The sequence below is a fragment of the Imhoffiella purpurea genome, assembly GCF_000585215.1.
Lineage (GTDB): Bacteria > Pseudomonadota > Gammaproteobacteria > Chromatiales > Chromatiaceae > Imhoffiella > Imhoffiella purpurea.
This window is the reverse complement of sequence record NZ_AONC01000036.1, coordinates 21,799-37,995: the sequence shown is the minus strand read 5'-3', so window position 1 is coordinate 37,995 and position 16,197 is coordinate 21,799. Positions and strand designations below refer to the sequence as shown.

Annotated in this window: 14 protein-coding genes; 1 reads left to right on the top strand and 13 read right to left on the bottom strand. The window is 67.0% G+C overall.

Translation table 11 applies throughout. From position 1 onward, the window contains the following. Positions 1–61: 61 nt before the first annotated feature. The 5 genes from D779_RS12065 to D779_RS12045 all read right to left on the bottom strand — a co-directional run bounded on the left by D779_RS12065 (position 62) and on the right by D779_RS12045 (position 6,409). Positions 62–565, bottom strand: a complete 504-nt coding sequence (locus D779_RS12065) for a PRC-barrel domain-containing protein (RefSeq protein ID WP_157726389.1) — start codon at positions 563–565, stop codon at positions 62–64. Positions 566–747: 182 nt separating this feature from the next. Continuing rightward, the gene (locus D779_RS12060; RefSeq protein ID WP_043754325.1) at positions 748–2,202 is read right to left on the bottom strand and encodes a glutamate synthase subunit beta; all 1,455 of its coding nucleotides are present in this window, start codon (positions 2,200–2,202) and stop codon (positions 748–750) included. A gap of 128 nt (positions 2,203–2,330) precedes the next feature. Then, the gene (ftsH, locus tag D779_RS12055) at positions 2,331–4,271 is read right to left on the bottom strand and encodes an ATP-dependent zinc metalloprotease FtsH (RefSeq protein ID WP_043754323.1); all 1,941 of its coding nucleotides are present in this window, start codon (positions 4,269–4,271) and stop codon (positions 2,331–2,333) included. 53 nt (positions 4,272–4,324) lie between these two features. Continuing rightward, on the bottom strand, positions 4,325–4,756 hold the full coding sequence (locus D779_RS12050; protein WP_043754320.1) for a CBS domain-containing protein: 432 nt from the start codon (positions 4,754–4,756) through the stop codon (positions 4,325–4,327). Between the two features lie 261 nt (positions 4,757–5,017). Beyond that, positions 5,018–6,409 (bottom strand): MBL fold metallo-hydrolase, encoded by a 1,392-nt coding sequence (locus D779_RS12045; protein ID WP_043754315.1) that lies wholly within the window; start codon positions 6,407–6,409, stop codon positions 5,018–5,020. A 407-nt stretch (positions 6,410–6,816) separates the two neighbouring features. On the opposite strand from D779_RS12045, the gene D779_RS12040 reads away from it, so the two are divergent. Then, a complete protein-coding gene (locus D779_RS12040) occupies positions 6,817–7,458 on the top strand; it encodes a ferredoxin reductase domain-containing protein (protein WP_232424170.1) in 642 nt (213 codons plus the stop codon). A gap of 95 nt (positions 7,459–7,553) precedes the next feature. Here the strand turns inward: D779_RS12040 and D779_RS12035 are convergent, their stop codons facing one another. From D779_RS12035 to D779_RS12000, 8 genes are all read right to left on the bottom strand, one after another. Continuing rightward, a complete protein-coding gene (locus tag D779_RS12035) occupies positions 7,554–7,997 on the bottom strand; it encodes a hypothetical protein (protein WP_043754310.1) in 444 nt (147 codons plus the stop codon). Between the two features lie 481 nt (positions 7,998–8,478). Beyond that, the gene (locus D779_RS12030) at positions 8,479–9,600 is read right to left on the bottom strand and encodes a hypothetical protein (RefSeq protein ID WP_043754308.1); all 1,122 of its coding nucleotides are present in this window, start codon (positions 9,598–9,600) and stop codon (positions 8,479–8,481) included. Between the two features lie 24 nt (positions 9,601–9,624). Then, positions 9,625–9,942, bottom strand: coding sequence for an adhesin (locus tag D779_RS12025; RefSeq protein ID WP_043754306.1), 318 nt, complete (start codon positions 9,940–9,942; stop codon positions 9,625–9,627). Between the two features lie 105 nt (positions 9,943–10,047). Continuing rightward, on the bottom strand, positions 10,048–11,427 hold the full coding sequence (locus D779_RS12020; RefSeq protein ID WP_043754304.1) for a cobyrinate a,c-diamide synthase: 1,380 nt from the start codon (positions 11,425–11,427) through the stop codon (positions 10,048–10,050). Between the two features lie 173 nt (positions 11,428–11,600). Continuing rightward, entirely contained in the window at positions 11,601–12,851 is a 1,251-nt protein-coding gene (gene nrfD, locus D779_RS12015; RefSeq protein ID WP_043754367.1) for an NrfD/PsrC family molybdoenzyme membrane anchor subunit, read from the bottom strand. 20 nt (positions 12,852–12,871) lie between these two features. After that, positions 12,872–13,678, bottom strand: coding sequence for a sulfate reduction electron transfer complex DsrMKJOP subunit DsrO (dsrO, locus tag D779_RS12010; RefSeq protein ID WP_043754365.1), 807 nt, complete (start codon positions 13,676–13,678; stop codon positions 12,872–12,874). Position 13,679: 1 nt separating this feature from the next. Continuing rightward, complete coding sequence (locus tag D779_RS12005) at positions 13,680–14,159, bottom strand: sulfur reduction protein DsrJ (protein ID WP_043754363.1); 480 nt, start codon at positions 14,157–14,159, stop codon at positions 13,680–13,682. A gap of 17 nt (positions 14,160–14,176) precedes the next feature. Beyond that, positions 14,177–16,144, bottom strand: a complete 1,968-nt coding sequence (locus D779_RS12000; protein WP_043754360.1) for an NAD(P)-binding protein — start codon at positions 16,142–16,144, stop codon at positions 14,177–14,179. Between the last annotated feature and the right edge of the window lie 53 nt (positions 16,145–16,197).

Below are 16,197 nucleotides of genomic sequence, written 5' to 3'. Positions count from 1 at the left end.
CGCGCGTCCCTGCTCGGACTCAGCGGAAAGAAGAGTCGCGAGTCCGACTCCTGATCCGCCGTCAGTTCGACACCGAAACGGGCACGTAATCGGAGGCGTCGTACTCGAGACGGGAGATCAGGGTCTTCTCCGAGTTGGCGAAGTCGGGGGCCGCATAGCCCTCGCTGCGCCGCTCGAGATCCTCCAACGGGACCGCGGCCAGCTCGGTGCCGACACCGGCGAATCCGCCGACCGAGACGAGCGCATTCAGACGGCCGGTCGCGCGATGACGCACGATCCCCTCGATCGTCCCCAGTTCGTCACCCGAATCGTCGACGAGCGCCTTGCCGACGAAATCCGCGGTTCCCTTCGCAACCGAGCCGGTCGCCGTCCCGGGCTGCGAGGGCTTGATGCGCGATTCCACCTGTCTCGGGATATCCAGCGAGGTTTGGGTACGGGATTCGAAGTGCTCGGGATCGGGCGACATCTCGTAATAGCTGTCTCCCTCGGCGATTGCCGCGACAGGTGCGTATGCCAGTGCCGCGATCGCAAATGCCGTCGGTCCAAATGTGCGTAAGCTGATCATGGATCTCCTCCTAATCTGACGGATGGCTGCGAGGTTGGCCTTCGTCTGGATTCCTGCATTCACCTTGCCAAGATCTCGAATATCGGCCGCAGCCCGGTCTGACGGCCAGACCGCCGCCCCGGTCGGCCGATGTAAAGGCGTGGGATCCACCAGGCCCGGGGGGATAAGCCCCGATCGAAACATCACACCCTCGGCAGCTCGCTGCCCCCGCGCACATAGGTGTCCACGGACTCGGCGCACTGGCGCCCCTCGCGGATGGCCCAGACGATCAGCGACTGACCGCGCCGCGCGTCCCCGCAGGCGAAGACGCCCTCGCGGCTCGCGCGATAGTCGCCGTCGCCGGCGGCGATGTTCCCGCGGCCGTCGAGGCTCAGATCCAGTTCGGCGATGACGTCGCCGTGGGCCGGGTGCCGATAGCCGATCGCGATCAGCACCAGCTGGGCCGGCAGACGCCGCGACTCGCCCGTCACCGGCTCGCGCCGCCAGCGGCCGTCGTCGGCGCGGGACCAGTGCAGACGCTGCAGATCGACCCCGGCGACCCGCTCCCCGTCCGCGCGGAAGGCGACCGTCTCCCAGCCCCAGATGCGCCGTCCGCCCTCGGCCTCGTGGTCGTTGGGCTTGAGCTCGGGAACCGGCTCGGGCCAGTGCGTCAGCACGTCGCCCTGATGCGGGGGCTCGGCGTGATACTGGATCTGGGTGACGCTTCGCGCCCCCTGGCGGATCGCCGTGCCGACGCAGTCCGATCCCGTGTCCCCGCCGCCGATGACCACCACGTCCAGATCGCACGCATCCATGTACCGTCCCCTTTCCATCCCGCGGTCGAGCGAGCGGTTCTGTCCGCTCAGATAGTCGAGCGCGAAATGGACGCCCCCGAGCCCTCGGCCCGGAACCGTGACGTCCCGCGGCGTGCTCGATCCGCAGGCGAGCACCAGGACGCCGCCCTCCGTCATCAGGTCCCGCGCGGGCAGGTCCGCACCGACCCTGACGCCCGTGCGGAAGCGCACGCCCTCCTCGCGCATCTGATCCAGACGCCGGTCCAGGATCCGTTTTTCGAGACGGAAGTCGGGGATCCCGTAGCGCAGCAGTCCGCCGATCTTCGGCGCGGCCTCGTAGACGGTGACCGCATGCCCAGCGCGGGCGAGCTGCTGGGCGCAGGCGAGCCCGGCGGGACCCGAACCGACCACGGACACCTGTCCGGCCGGCGCGTCCAGGGATGCCGAACTCGGCCGTTGCGGCCTCACCCAGCCGCGCTGCCAGGCGTGCTCGACGATCGCCAGCTCGATGGCGCGGATGGTCACCGGCGAGCCGCTGAGCCGCAGCGTGCAGGCGTCCTCGCAGGGCGCCGGGCAGAGCCGTCCCGTCAGCTCGGGGAAGTTGTTGGTGGACTCGAGCTGCTCCCAGGCCGCGCGCCACTCGTCCTCGCTCACCAGGGCGTTCCACTCCGGGATCTGGTTGTGCACCGGGCAATAGCCGTGACACCAGGGCACGCCGCAGTCCATGCAGCGCGCGCCCTGTTCGGCGGCCCGTGGATCGGGCAGCGGATGCTCGTACTCGTGCCAGTGGCGAATGCGCCGGCCGGGCGCCTGGCGCTCCGGCTCAACCCTCGGGATGCGGAGAAATGCCGTGGGGCTATGCATGGGAATCACCTCCCGCCACGCGGGCGGATGCGGAGGGCGCAGCGGCTCTCACGCGAAGTGCCGGCTGCGACTGATTTCGAGGTCCAAGGACTGAACGGACACCGGACCCAAGGCAACGACGCCCTTCTTCAGCCCCCGGCCCCGGCGATGCGCCGGATCTCGCCCGATCTGGGCGGCTCGCCGAGGATGGCGTCGATGGCGGAGCGGTCCAGACTCTCGTCCTCCAGCACCGCCTCGGCCAGGCGTTCGAGGCGGTCGCGATGCTCCTCCATGAGCCGGCGCGCGCGTCCCTCGATGTCCTCGACGAGCTGACGGATCTCCTCGTCGATCAGACGCGCCGTCGCATCGCTGAAGTCCTGGGACTGGCCCATCTCCCGGCCGAGGAAGACCGGCTCGTCGCCGCGGCGGAAGGCGACCGGGCCGATCCGCCGGCTCATGCCCCAGCGCGAGACCATGCGCCGCGCCAGCTCGGTGGCCTGGGCCAGATCGGACTCGGCGCCCGTGGTCACCTCGCCGAAGACGGTCTGCTCGGCGACCCGGCCGCCCAGCATGACGCCGATGCGATCGCGCAGATAGCTCTCCTTGTAGGTCCGCCGGTCCTCCTCGGGCAGCTGTTGGGTCACCCCCAGTGCCCGTCCGCGCGGAACGATGCTGATCTTGTCGAGCCGGTCCGCAGCGGGCAGCATCCAGGCCATGAGCGTATGCCCGCTCTCGTGGTAGGCAACCAGACGACGCTCCTCGTCGCCCATGCCCTGATCGCGTTCCGCGCCCAGGACGATCTTGTCCCGGGCCGACTCCAGCAGGGCCATGTCCACGGCGTCCTGGCGCTCGCGCCCGGCCAGCAGGGCGGCCTCGTTGATCAGGTTCTCCAGATCGGCGCCCGAGAAGCCGACCGTCCGCACCGCGACCTTCCCCAGATCCACGTCCGCGTCGAGCCGGATCTTGCGTGCATGGACCTCCAGGATGGCCTTGCGCGCCTTGCGGTCGGGCAGATCGATGTTCACCTTGCGGTCGAAGCGACCCGGTCTCAGCAGGGCCTGATCCAGCACGTCCGGGCGATTGGTGGCGGCCAGCACCACCACGTCCTCGGTGGGGGTGAATCCGTCCATCTCGCTGAGGATCTGGTTCAGCGTCTGCTCGCGCTCGTCGTGTCCGCCGCCCAGTCCGGCGCCCCGGCTGCGCCCGACGGCGTCGATCTCGTCGATGAAGATGACGCAGGGCGACTCCTTCTTGGCGGCCTCGAAGAGATCGCGCACGCGCGAGGCGCCGACGCCGACGAACATCTCGACGAACTCCGAGCCGCTGAGGCTGAAGAAGGGCACGCCCGCCTCGCCCGCCACGGCGCGCGCCAGCAGCGTCTTGCCCGTCCCGGGCGGACCGATGAGCAGCACGCCCTTGGGCATGGTGGCGCCGAGACGGCGGAAACGCTCCGGATCGGCCAGATGGTCGACGATCTCCTGCAGATCCGCCTTGGCGTTCTCCAGCCCGGCGACGTCGTCCATCCCCAGATTGCTGTCCTGGTGGCGAAAACGCTTGGCCTTGGTCTTGCCGAAGCTGAAGAGACCGCCGTCCTGCCCACCGCCCATCATGCGTTTCTGCATCCGCTGGCTGAGATAGAGGAAGCCGCCGAGCAGGATCGCCCAGGGGAGCAGGGTCGCCAGCACCCGCGTCCAGACCCCGGACTCGGCCGGATTGGCGGCGATCTCCACGTCCCGCTTCTCCAGGAGCGGCAGGAGTTCGGCGTCCTGCACCTGAGGCATGGTGGTCTCGAAGGGCTCGCCGGCCCGCACCTTCCCCGAGCCGGCCGGGTCATCCGGCAGGGGATCGGCGAACCGTCCGCCGATGCGGTCGCGCTCGAAGGTGACCTCGGCCACCTGGCCCTGACTCACCGCCTGTTTGAAGCGGGTGTAGCTCAGCTCGGTCGGGCCAGGCGCCAGCAAGGGCGCAAGAACCATCCAGAGAACCAGGGTCATGCCCAGGGCGAGGAGCAGCCGGCGCCTCAGGCTCTCGCCGTCCGGTGGGGTTGGATGGCCCGGCTGAGCCTTGCGAGTGGTCTGATCGTGCGTCATCTGCTGTTCTCCTTCTCTTCCGACCCGATGGATTGCGGCACTCGGCCAATCGATCAGGTGTCGCCGCGGATCTGGTGCACCTCATCGGGCTCGGGACCGGAAAAGGCCTGGGGCACCGAGAGCGAGTCGACGACCTCGAAGGCATCGATCATGCCGACCAGATCCCCCTCGGAACTGGTCACGCAGACCGCCGGCTGACGCCGGCTGAAGATCAGGCTCCTCACGTCCTCCAGGCTGGTCTCCATCCCGCAGCTCAGGGGATCGCGCTTCATGACATCGGCGACCGTCCGATCGCGCGCCCGCTCCTCGTCCGCGTCCGAACCCTCATCGCCGAAGCAAAAGGACACCAGATCCTGCAGCGACAGGCTTCCCACCAGCCGCGAACCGATGCACACCGGCAGCAGCCATTGACCGGACAGGGCCATCTCCTTGGCGGCGACGTCCAGCGATCTGTCGGGATCCAGCGCCTTGAATTGCGTCCTCATCGTTTGGATCAATGTCATTTTGGATACCTTCTTCATCGTGTCTTCAAGATGCGTCTCCTCGGCGGATCCGCACCGTCCTGCAAGAAGCACGAGCGGCTTCCATGCCAACGCGTGCCTCGGCCCGGCAGCGGAGACGGGCGGGCGCGGGAGGAACGCCCGTCGAGGATCCATGCCGGAATCGCCCGGTTGATACCAGCCGGCGATCGGTGGCAATGCCCCGCGCGCATCCTGGGCGCAATCCCCGGTCGGGCGAAGGACCGGCTATGGGGTGACCGGCAGGGATTCCGCCTGCCAGCCGGTCATTCCGCCGAGCACGTTGAACACCGCCTTGTGACCTTGACGCTTGAGGACGCTCGCAGCGACCGAGGACCGGAAGCCGCTGCCGCAGACGACCGCGACCGGCCGGCCCTTGGGGATCTCGTCGGCACGCCGCCGGATTTCGGCACCCGTGATATGGACGGCCTGGGGAATGTGTCCGGCGCTCCATTCGGCCGGCTGGCGTACGTCCAACACCATGAGATCGTTGGGCTTCCCGATCTGCTCGTTCAGCTCCCAAACGGTCCATTGCGGCAGGATATCGATCGGCATCCCCGCCGTGCGCCAAGCGAACATTCCGCCCGAGAGCCAGCCGACAGGAAGTTCGTACCCGATCCGCAGCAGCTGCCAGCAGACCTCCCAGAGGTCGCCCGGCTGCTCGAGCACCAGGACGATGGGCCGGTCGTAGGGCACCACGCTCCCGGCCCAGGTCGCGAACGAGGTGCCGACGCCGACGTTGAGCGCGCCAGGAATGTGCGCGGTGAAGGCCTCGGGCGAACGGCAATCGAGCACCGTGACGCCGTCGCGCCGCAAGCGGTCGACCTCATCCACGCCGAGCGGGGGCGGATCGGCCAGCACGCCGAGCGGCGGCGGCCCCTCGCTGTTGAGCTTGCGCATGCGCGGCCAATAGGGCGGAACCGAGGGCAGATCGGTCAGATCCATGCACTGGCCGACGAAGCCGTCGACGTCGGTGAGGCGCGCGAGCAGCTGGTTCATGCGCCGCTCGTAGCCGACCGTGGTCGAGAGCCGGCTGCCGATGTTGCCCCCGCAGAGCGAGCCGGCGACGTGGGTCGGATAGACCTCGACGAAGTCCGGCAGGGTCAGCACCTTGCTCTGCAGGGTCTGGCAGAAGGCCTCCGCACTCTTTTTCGCCTCCTCCGAACCGCCGAGCAGATCCGGTCGCGCCAGGTCGCCGACCAGCAGGGCACCGCCGGAGAAGAAGATGGCCGGCTCGTCGCCGCGCGAGCGGTCGGTGAGCACGAGACTGATGTGCTCGGGCGTGTGTCCCGGCGTATGCAGGAACTCGATGGACACCTCGCCCATCTCCAGCCGCTGGCCGTCGTCCATCGGTGTGACCGCGTATCCGAGCTCGGCCCGGGCCCCCGAGAGCAGCTCGATGTCGCCGCGTTCGGGCAGCTCGCAGATCCCGGTCAGATAGTCGTTGTGCTGGTGGGTGTCGCAGGCATAGCGGATCCGCATGCCCTGCTCGCGGGCGGTCTGGAAATAGGTGTCCACATCGCGGCGCACGTCGAGCACGAAGGCATCGCCGGTCTCCTCCGAGCCGACGAAATAGGACGCATGGCCGAGACTCTCCAAATAGAACTGCTTGAAAAACATAAGGTTCTCCTGAAGTCGGCGGCTCGAATCCCGCTCCGGGAGGTACCGATCCGCTTCGATACGGCAACGGCGTGACCGACCGGGATCGAGCCAAGTCACAGGTGACGCGCAAGTCACGTACCAACCGCCGGAACCGGGCGATCATGGGGGCGAGAGACGGATGCGCCTGGAGCAAGGCTGATTCGGGCGGTCCTTTTGACCGGATTCAGGGGTAAATCCACCGCCGATACGGTGGGTATTCACCGCTGGGGGATCGAATGAGACGGCTCGGTCGGCATGGGGATGCGCGGCGACTCGAGGCACGGCACTTGCTCGTCATTCGGATGGCAAAGACCCGGAAGCAAGCCGAAAGGCGTCTTCTCTTCAGACGGAGGTGAAACCCGATGCCCGCACCAAGCACACTATTGATGAGCCAAATTCTCACCCACGACGTCCAGCGGCTCCTGCTGAGCAAGCCGGAGGGTCTGGAATGGCGGCCGGGCCAAGGCATCGAGGTCCAGATCGACGCGGACGAGTGGCGCGAGGAGGCACGCCCCTTCACCCCGACCTCGCTGCCCGAGGACCGGATCCTCGAACTCTCGGTCAAGCGGTATCCCGAGCACGACGGCTTCACCGTCGCCCTGCACGGTCTGCGGCCCGGCGCCCAGCTGCTGCTGGGCGATCCCTTCGGCAGCATCGGCTATCAGGGGCCCGGAACCTTCATCGCGGCTGGCACGGGCGTCACACCCTTTCTGGCGATCCTGCGCCAGCTCGCCCTCGAGGATTCATTGGAGGGCCACCAACTCCTGCTGACCAACAAGTCCGAGCAGGACGTCATCTGCCGCGAGGAGCTCCAGTATTATCTGGGCGAGCGCTGCGTGCTGACCTTCACCCACGAGCACGACCCAGGTCAGGAAGGCCGTCATATCGACGCGACCTTCCTCTCCGCGCACATCGATACCCCAGACCAGACCTTCTATGTCTGCGGGCCCAAGGGCTTCGTCGACTCGATCAACGAACATCTGCTGAGCCTGGGCGTGCATCCGGACCGGCTGGTTTACGAGCGCTGACCGGTCTCGATCCGCGAGTCGCCTGGCGATGCCCGCATCCGAAGGGCGCGGGCATCGCCGGCCCTCCCTCAGGCGGCCAGGGCCAACGCCTCTCGCTAAGGAAATGGAGGTGAGCCGGCCGGATCCGACCCGAGAATCATCAGCTCTGGGTGGCGCCTGGCCAGGGTCTGCTGAACCGCGGCATAGCGGTCTTCGTCGATGGTCAGCGAGAGAATCAGATCGCCCTCTCGGAGCGCCTCTTCCTGCGGGTCGAGCGGAGCGATGCGCGCACGCAGCCACCAGAAGCGGATGAAACCGCCGATCGTGGAGACCACCAAGAGCATTGCGAGCGCCTCGAGCCCCATCGCGCCAAGGAGTAGCAGAGCCGGCAGCAGGAATATCGCCCCGGCGAGCGTCGCGCCTTCGAGGAAGGCACGCGAACGGCTCCTCCAGGGGACGACCTCGACCGCAAGACCGCGCGGGGCGGTGTTGCCGTAGACGCGGATCGCCTTGCGCGGCAATCCGAGCCCCAGAACCTCGCCGATGAAGGAAGAAATCATGCCCGGGTTTCGGGCCCGGACGAAAACCTGTCTAGCCACTGGGATTCGCTCTCGTCAACATTGTTCAAGACGCTGGCGGCACGCATCGGACCGACCGCGATTCCGCTCGATGTCCGACTGTCTGTCCCTAACGGGCGTGCCACGCCGATCGCCGCAAAGGCATCGGTCAGAAATGACCGGCGTGCCGGATAGAGGTGCATGAACATGAAGATGCCCGCGCCCCCCCGAAAGCGCCGATCGCCATATCGACCGTGCAGGACGCAGGCCACTTCATGCGACGGGATCCGGGATCGCAGCCGTCAGGCGGCCGATCGACCGCGGCCCCCTGGCTGACTGTCGGGACAGGATGAGGCGTGAGACACGGACCTGGGGTTTATGCACCGCGACTCGGTGCATTCCCACCATCAGCGTGCATGGAAAGATCCGTCATTCTCGTCTTGTGCAGAGGGGCGGCGGCGGATCGAGAATACCCCTCGTCCGCTCAGAGCTCCGTTCGGGTCAAGAGAGCCAGACGCTCCTGGATCGGCTTCGTCACGGGCTCCAGTTTGCGGCGCATGAGCGTTCCGAGGGTGGTCGCGTCGCTCAGAAGAGGCCGCAGCAGGCCATAGCCCACCCCCGAGAGAAAACGCATGGCGGCGATCCGGGGCGCCAGCGCGGGCTGCTCGGTCACAAGCCGGGCGACCGAGGGATCCGGGGAGCCGGGATCGGCGAATGCGTCGGCATCCGCGATCAGATCCTCGATGCCCAGATCGGGATCGCCCTCCGGACGCAGCGGCGCGAAATAGTCGCGCAGACAGGCGAAGGCCGCGAGCACCACCTCCTGACTCGGCGGCTTGGCGAGAACGGTCGCGGCGGTCGCGAGGAAGAAATGCCCGCCCGGATCATGGAGCCGCCGGATCGACCGGGCGACGGGATCGCCCGACTCGCCCTCGGCCAGCCGGATCACAGCCTCGGGGCAGGTCCTTGCGGTCGCGGGATCCAGGAGCGACTCGGGCAATGCGCGCAGGAAGCCGACCTGATAGGCCGGCTTGCGCGCCGATCGGCGCCACAGATCGGCGATGCGTCCGTCCTCCAGCAGTCCGGGCTGCAGCACCAGACGCACCGACTCCATGATGTCCTCGTGATCGGTCTCGAACGGCAGATGCTCGACCAGATAGTCGGCCAGCAGCGGACCCATGCGGCCTCGGACGACCGCCGGATTGGTCAGCATACGGCGCGCGTTCGCCGCGTCCTCCATGGCCCACCAGGCCCGGCGAGCCAGCTCGTCGTCCAGTCCGGGGGCGCAGACGGCGGCCACGACCGCCTCGGGCTCGCCGAGCTTGAGCAGCTGCTCCAGGTTCTTGTCGCCCATCTGGCCCATGCGGGTCCAGCGGCTCAGATAGACGGGATAGCCGCCGGGCGAGCCCAGCACATGGCCCGAGATGAGCTCCCTGACCCAGCGCAGATACTGTTCGGGGCGTGTCGTCGGCGTGAGCTGGAGACCGAGCTCGCCGCGCTCGGTCAGCCCCTGGACCAGCAGCTTGGACTCGTCGATTCGGATCGCGAGCGGACCGCTCGCGAGCAGGACATTGAGCCTCAGGCTGTCCTCGTGACTGAGATCCATCCGGACGAAGGGCCCCGCGGGGCGCTAGCCCTCGGTCGGCGGGCTGTAGTTGGCATCCATGGGATTGAGGAAGATGAAATGGAACTGGCCCGGCTCCTCGATCTCGACATAGTCCATGGTCGCCTGATCCAGCAGGGGGACCTGCTCCGGCGTCATGATGACCTCGATCCCCTCGCAGGTCATACGGATGTCGTCCTCGGTGAGCTCGTCGAAACCCATCCGGTATTCGATGCTGCCATCCGGATTCTGGGCGGCGGCCAGGCGTAGAGGCATTCCTTCGGTCCCACCCTGCTTAGCGGCCTCGAGGACCTGTGCGGCGGCGGCGGCTGTGATCTTGAACATCGCTGACCCTATCCTGTTGGCTATCCGCTTGGTATCGGCTGGACAGTGTACCATCGCGTCGTCGCGGCGGTGACACCCCCGCCCGGCATCCCGGGAGCTGGAGGCTCAACCGCCCAGACAGCGTTCGACATGCGCCAGGAAACGCCCGGTCCAGGCGGACGCGCCGACATGGCGCAGATGGCTGTAGCTGGCCAGCAGATTGTCCTGGACGATACCGTCGTGCATGCCGTCGATCCCCACGCCTCTGAGCACACTGTAGGCATAGCGCCAGGAGGGATCGGGCTGAACCACGGCGGAGTGGTGGAATTCATGGGCGGCGACCTCGCCCGGCTCCCGACCCGAGGTCGGCCAGGGAAAGACCTCGGTCTCGCGCAGTCGCACATAGCCGCGCCCCTGGGGACGCGGACGCATCTCGACCTCGGCCGCGAGCGCACCGACCATGGCGTGCTGCGAGTCGTTCCAACGCATGCTCCGGCACAGATACATGAGCCCGCCGCACTCGGCATAGACGGGACCGCCGTCGCCGATGTAGTCGGCGACATGCTGCCGCATGGAGCGGTTCTCTTCGAGCGGGCGCATCCAGCATTCGGGAAAGCCGCCGCCGATGAAGAGCCCGTCCACCTTGGGCAGCTCGGGATCGCGGATCGGACTGAAGGGAACGAGTTCGACGCCGGCCTCGGCGAAGGCGCGCAAATCGTCGGGATAATAGAAGCCGAAGGCCTCGTCGCGCGCGATCCCGATCCGAATCGCCGAACCCTCGGCACCGCGAGACTGGGCCGGAGACGGCGGCGCGAACGGTCGCCGGACCTGCTCGGCGATGGCGATCAGGCGCTCGACATCGAGCTGATCCGCGACCCGGCGGCGGATCTCCTCGATCCAGCGGTCCGAATCGCCCGCCTCGTTGCTCGGGATGAGCCCCAGATGCCGCTCGGCGATCCCGATCTCATCGTCGCGACGCAGCAGCCCCAGCACGGGCAGATCCGTGTAGTGCTCGACCACGCGCAACAGATTCTCGCCATGGCGCATACCGCCGACCTTGTTCAGGATCACGCCGGCGATGCGCAGATCGGGATCGAAGGCCTGATAGCCCAGCAGCAGCGGCGCGATGCCGCGCGCCATGCCGTGACAGTTGACGACCAGAACGACGGGCGCCCGGAGCTGCTTGGCCAGCTCGGCATTGCTGAAGGAGCCGTCGAGATGGGTGCTGTCGAAGAGACCGACGTTGCCCTCGATCAGTCCCAGGTCGGCGCTCTGGAGCTCGCGCGCGAAGACCCCCTCGATCTCGGGCGCCTGCATGGTGTGGAAATCGAGATTGAAGCACTGACGACCGGCGGCCTGGGTCAGCCACAGCGGATCGATGTAGTCCGGCCCCTTCTTGAACGGCTGAATGGCCAGACCGCGACGTCGGAACTCGCGGCAGAGCCCGATCGAAAGGGTGGTCTTGCCCGACGACTTTTGGGTCGCCGCGATATAGAGATGCGCCATGAGCCCGATTCCCGCGCCGACTGCTCACCATCACCCCTCACCCGCCGGGATCGAGGTGATCTGTAGGTTGGGCCGAGATACGAGGCCCAACAAGATGTCGCATGTCGGGCCTCCTTGCGTCGGCCCGACCTACCCTCCGTTTCTTGTTTCGAGATGAGGGTCCGCTATGTACGTCAGGCCGGCTTGACGAAGGCGGCCTCGCCCATGGTCTCCTCGTCGACCGGGACCACCTCGTCCGCCAGGGACTCGGGCAGGAACTGGAGGACGCGCACCCCGACCGCGGTGATCAGCATGGCCACGCCGACCCCGCCCATTCCGAGCAGGAATTCGGGAATCGAGGGCCAGTAGGACGCCGCCTGGCCGCCGACGCCATCGCCGAAGCCGGATTCGAGAATGGTCTGTCCCGGGAACAGCGGCATGGGATAGGCCTGACTGCCGATGATGACGACATACATGGTCGAGAGTCCGCCGAGGATCACCAAGGCCGCGGCCGCCGCGATCCAGTTGCGCTCCTTGCTCTTCTCGGGGTGATAGATGATCCACAGCGGCAGCAGCCCCCCGACCAGGACGCAGCCGACCCAGAAGGCGAAGGTATAGATGCCGCCGTGCGTCAGCAGCCAGGTCTCGAAACCGTCGTACTTGGCCCCGTAGAGATTGGTCAGATGGTAGATGAGCATGAAATAGAGCGAGCCGGCGACGAAGACGCCGAGCAGGTTCTTGAGCCGGCGCAGGATCTTGGGCCCGATGACCCGGCCCTCGTCGGCGAAGGTGAACATGAGCACCAGCATGAAGACGGCCAGCCCGTAGGCGAAGGACAGCACCACGAACATGGGTCCGAGAATGGCGGCGTCATAGGCGTCGCGCGCCACCAGGAAGCCGAAGATGGAGCCGGTACCGGTCGTCAGCGCCAGACGCCAGAGCAGCGCCAGGATGCCGACCGGGCGGTTGAATGGCCCGCCCATACGGTCCGCCATGGTCCAGAGGTAGGCGATGACGATGATCATGAAGCCGGTGTAGAGGAAGATGTTCCAGGCGAAGATGGAGCTGAAGTTGTAGTGGGTCATGGCGACGATGAGCCGCTCGGGGCGGCCCAGATCGGTGACCAGGATCAGCAGCCCGCCCATCAGCAGGGCGACCGCCAGCAGCCCCGACAGCCGACCGAGCGGCTTGTAGATCGGCTTGCGGAAGACGGTGCCGATCGAGGCGATATTGAGCGCCCCGGAGGCGGCGATGATGAGGAAGACTGCGAACACGTGCGGGGTGCCCCAGACCACCGCATTGTTCATCCCGGTGACCCAGTGACCCTGGTGCTCCATGTAGCCGAAGGAGAGCGTGCCGATTCCGATCACCGCGGCGAGGATACCGAGAATGCTCCAGTAACGCGCCGGCGGGATGCGCCACTCACGATAAACGATTCGTTTCATCATCTTTCGCCTTCCTTCTACTAGACGCCCGCGTAGCGCACGCCTGTGTTCAGCTCGAGATCCTCGCGGATCTGACGGGTCGACAGCTCCTTCAGCAGCTGGCTGATGATGCTGTTCGGATCCTTCAGATCGCCGAAGACGATCGCATTGTGCCCCTCGGCCGCGCAGGCATCGGCGCAGGCGGTGGAGTCCTCGCCGTAGTCGCGGCGGTGCGCGCACAGATTGCAGCTCTCGACGCAGCCCTTGCCTCGCGGCACGCTGGTCAGCTGACCTTCGAGATCCTCGTGGATGAAGCTGCGCGCCTTGTAGGGACAGGCCATCATGCAGTAGCGGCAGCCGATGCACAGATGGCGGTCGACCATCACGATACCGTCGGCACGTTTGAAGGAGGCGCCGGTCGGGCAGACGTCCACGCACGGCGGATCCTCGCAGTGCTGGCACATCATGGGCAGATTGGTGATCCGCCCCGTCTGGTTGTCCTGCAGCTTGACCTTGCGGATCCAGACCGCCTTCTGCCGGTCCCATTTCTCCTCGGACTCGCGCCCGGGCTTGGTCTGCAGATCGAGGCCGTTCTCCTCGTTGCAGGCATCGACGCAGGCCGAGCAGCCATCCGCGCACTTGGCGGTATCGATCACCAGACCCCAGCGCACGTCGCTGGTGACCGGCTCGGAACGCGGGTCCGCCTGCGCCTGCACCGCATGCAGAACGACGCCGGGCGCCACCATGGCGGCGCCGACGCCGGCCGCCGCGCCGATCAGGGCGCGACGCTCCTTGTCGATGCCTCGATGCTCGGTGGATTCGTGAGTCGCTCGATTCTCGTCTTTCATCTCAGCGTTCTCCCCCGCCGGCATGCGTCTGGGCCAGGGATCCCAGTGGCCCCAGCCCCAGCGCCTGGTGGGCGGCCTGCGCCTCGGGGCTGTCTTCCGAACGGTTCGGAACCGAGGCATGACAGTCGAAGCAGTTCAGATCCACGGCCGCATAGGCATGACAGGCCCCGCAGAACTGATCGGGCCGATCGATGGGCTGCGGCTGACGCTGTTCGTCGTAACTGATGTGGCAGTCCACGCACCCGGCCAGACTGTACTTGGTGCCGCGGATCCCTTGGTGGACGGTCGCGATGCGCTGATGCTTGATGAACTCGAAATGCATGCGGCGCATCCGCTCGGTCGGCTCGACGCAGGCGTCCAGCTCGGCGGCCTTGGAACCCTCGACCACGTATCGCCTCACCTCTTCGGCCAGGACGGTCTGGGCGAGCAGCGCCCAGACCAGACCGACGAGGAGGATCGTTCTTACGGTGGCTTTGGCCATCGTTGCCTCCATCCGGACTATTCGCCCATACCCATCTTGATGTAGCCCGTCGGACAGACGTCGGCACAGATGTGGCACCCGATGCACTTGGCATAGTCGGTGGCCACGTAACGGCCGGTGGTGCGGCTGTCCTTCTCGACCCGGTAGACGGCGTCCTGCGGGCAGAAAATGACGCAGTTGTCGCACTCGAAGCACATGCCGCAGCTCATGCAGCGCTTGGCCTCCTCGACCGCCTCGGTCTCGGTCAGACCGATGACGCGCTCGTGGAAGTGTCCCAGGACGTCGTTGGCGCTCGGGACCTCTTCCTTGCGCAGATTACGGTCGACATAGTTGAAGTGCCCGAGGAAGAGCTCGTCGTGCGGGATGACCTCGGCACCGGAGCGGTCCTCGTAGTTGTGGATCGCCCAGTTGCCGCTGGAGGTGCCGCGCATGTCGCCGCGCTCGGCCGGATCGAAGGCATCGGGCGCCAGATCGGCCTCGGTCATCTTCTTGAGCAGGTCGAAGTGGTGCACGTCGACCTTGGGACGGCGACGGTGCTCCTCCTGCATCACGTACTCGTGGATCGAGTCGGCGGCGATCCAGGCCTGACCGATGGCCGTGGTCAGCAGGTGCGGGCGGATGATGTCGCCGGCGACGAAGTGACCCGCCTTGCCCGGGACCTGATGGAACTTGTCGGCGTCCATGAGCCCGCGGCCGTTGTCCAGCGCCTCCAGTCCGGAGAGATCGCCGCCCTGGCCGATGGCCGAGACGATGAGATCGGCCTCGAGGACGCGCTCTGTGCCCTCCACCGGGGTCGGGCGTCCGTCGACCATGGTGCAGTCGGCGATCTCGAGCCCGGTGGCGCGGCCCTCTGCGTTCTTGATCAGCCGGACCGGCATGACGCCGTCGAGGATGGTCACGCCCTCGCGGGTCGCGTCGTCCACCTCGTGCTCGGCGGCGGTCATCTTGTCGCGGGTGAAGAGCGAGGTCAGGGTCACCTCGGCACCCTCGGCGGCGGCCGCGGTCGCGGCGTCGTGCGCCACATAGCCGTCGTGGATGACCGTCTCGGGCAGATTGTCGTTCTTGTTCTCGGTGGTGATATGGCCGAGACGCCGCGCGACCGAGACCACGTCGATCGAGGTGTCGCCGCCGCCGACGCAGACGACCTTGTTGGCGGTGACCTTCATGCGGCCCTCGTTGAAGGCCTTGAGAAAGGCGACGCCGGTGACGCAGTTGGGCGTCCCCGCCCAGCCCTCGACGGGCAGACCGCGACCGCTCTGACAGCCGATCGACCAGAGGATGGCGTCGTAGTCCTTCTCGAGCTGCTCGACGGTGACGTCGGTGCCGATGCGGGTCTTGAGCTTCACCTCGATGTTGCCGAGGTCGAGGATGCGCTGGATCTCGGCGTCGAGCTTGTCGCGCGGCACGCGATAGCCGGGGATGCCGAAGCGGAACATGCCGCCCAGCCCGTCGTTGGCCTCGAAGATGGTACAGGCGTGACCCTTGCGGCGCAGCTGGTAGGCCGCGGCCAGACCGGCGGGACCGCCGCCGACGATGGCGATGCGCTTGCCGGTGTCGGCCGGCGCGGGATCGAACCTGTAGCCGTTGGCGATGGCGGTGTCGCCGATGAACTGCTCGACCGCGTTGATGCCGACGTAGTCCTCGAGCTCGTTGCGGTTGCAGCCGTCCTGACAGGGCGCCGGACAGACGCGCCCCATCAGCGAGGGGAAGGGGTTGGCGTCGGTGGAACGGCGGAAGGCGTATTCCTGCCAGTCCATGCCGACCGGCGGCTTCTCCTGCTGGCGGACGATGGCGAGCCAGCCGCGGATGTCCTCGCCCGAGGGGCAGCTGCCCTGACAGGGCGGCGTCTTGTGGACGTAGGTCGGACACTTGTGGGAGCGGTCCTGATTGAAGATCTTGTCGGTCAGGTCGTCCCAGACGTTGTCGCCGTCCTCGAAACGACGCCAGGTGTGCTTGGTCTTCATCTCGTCGCTGGAAGTCGCCATCTTGATCACTCTCCGTACCAGTTGAACCCTGACGCGGGATCAGGGGAGTTCGT

What these genes read in the sequence shown, in the direction of transcription:
- D779_RS12065 (WP_157726389.1), bottom strand. Translation starts at nt 565, where the DNA reads ATGATCAGCTTACGCACATTTGGACCGACGGCATTTGCGATCGCGGCA.
- D779_RS12060 (WP_043754325.1), bottom strand. Translation starts at nt 2,202, where the DNA reads ATGCATAGCCCCACGGCATTTCTCCGCATCCCGAGGGTTGAGCCGGAG.
- ftsH (WP_043754323.1), bottom strand. Translation starts at nt 4,271, where the DNA reads ATGACGCACGATCAGACCACTCGCAAGGCTCAGCCGGGCCATCCAACC.
- D779_RS12050 (WP_043754320.1), bottom strand. Translation starts at nt 4,756, where the DNA reads ATGAGGACGCAATTCAAGGCGCTGGATCCCGACAGATCGCTGGACGTC.
- D779_RS12045 (WP_043754315.1), bottom strand. Translation starts at nt 6,409, where the DNA reads ATGTTTTTCAAGCAGTTCTATTTGGAGAGTCTCGGCCATGCGTCCTAT.
- D779_RS12040 (WP_232424170.1), top strand. Translation starts at nt 6,817, where the DNA reads ATGAGCCAAATTCTCACCCACGACGTCCAGCGGCTCCTGCTGAGCAAG.
- D779_RS12035 (WP_043754310.1), bottom strand. Translation starts at nt 7,997, where the DNA reads ATGATTTCTTCCTTCATCGGCGAGGTTCTGGGGCTCGGATTGCCGCGC.
- D779_RS12030 (WP_043754308.1), bottom strand. Translation starts at nt 9,600, where the DNA reads ATGGATCTCAGTCACGAGGACAGCCTGAGGCTCAATGTCCTGCTCGCG.
- D779_RS12025 (WP_043754306.1), bottom strand. Translation starts at nt 9,942, where the DNA reads ATGTTCAAGATCACAGCCGCCGCCGCCGCACAGGTCCTCGAGGCCGCT.
- D779_RS12020 (WP_043754304.1), bottom strand. Translation starts at nt 11,427, where the DNA reads ATGGCGCATCTCTATATCGCGGCGACCCAAAAGTCGTCGGGCAAGACC.
- nrfD (WP_043754367.1), bottom strand. Translation starts at nt 12,851, where the DNA reads ATGAAACGAATCGTTTATCGTGAGTGGCGCATCCCGCCGGCGCGTTAC.
- dsrO (WP_043754365.1), bottom strand. Translation starts at nt 13,678, where the DNA reads ATGAAAGACGAGAATCGAGCGACTCACGAATCCACCGAGCATCGAGGC.
- D779_RS12005 (WP_043754363.1), bottom strand. Translation starts at nt 14,159, where the DNA reads ATGGCCAAAGCCACCGTAAGAACGATCCTCCTCGTCGGTCTGGTCTGG.
- D779_RS12000 (WP_043754360.1), bottom strand. Translation starts at nt 16,144, where the DNA reads ATGGCGACTTCCAGCGACGAGATGAAGACCAAGCACACCTGGCGTCGT.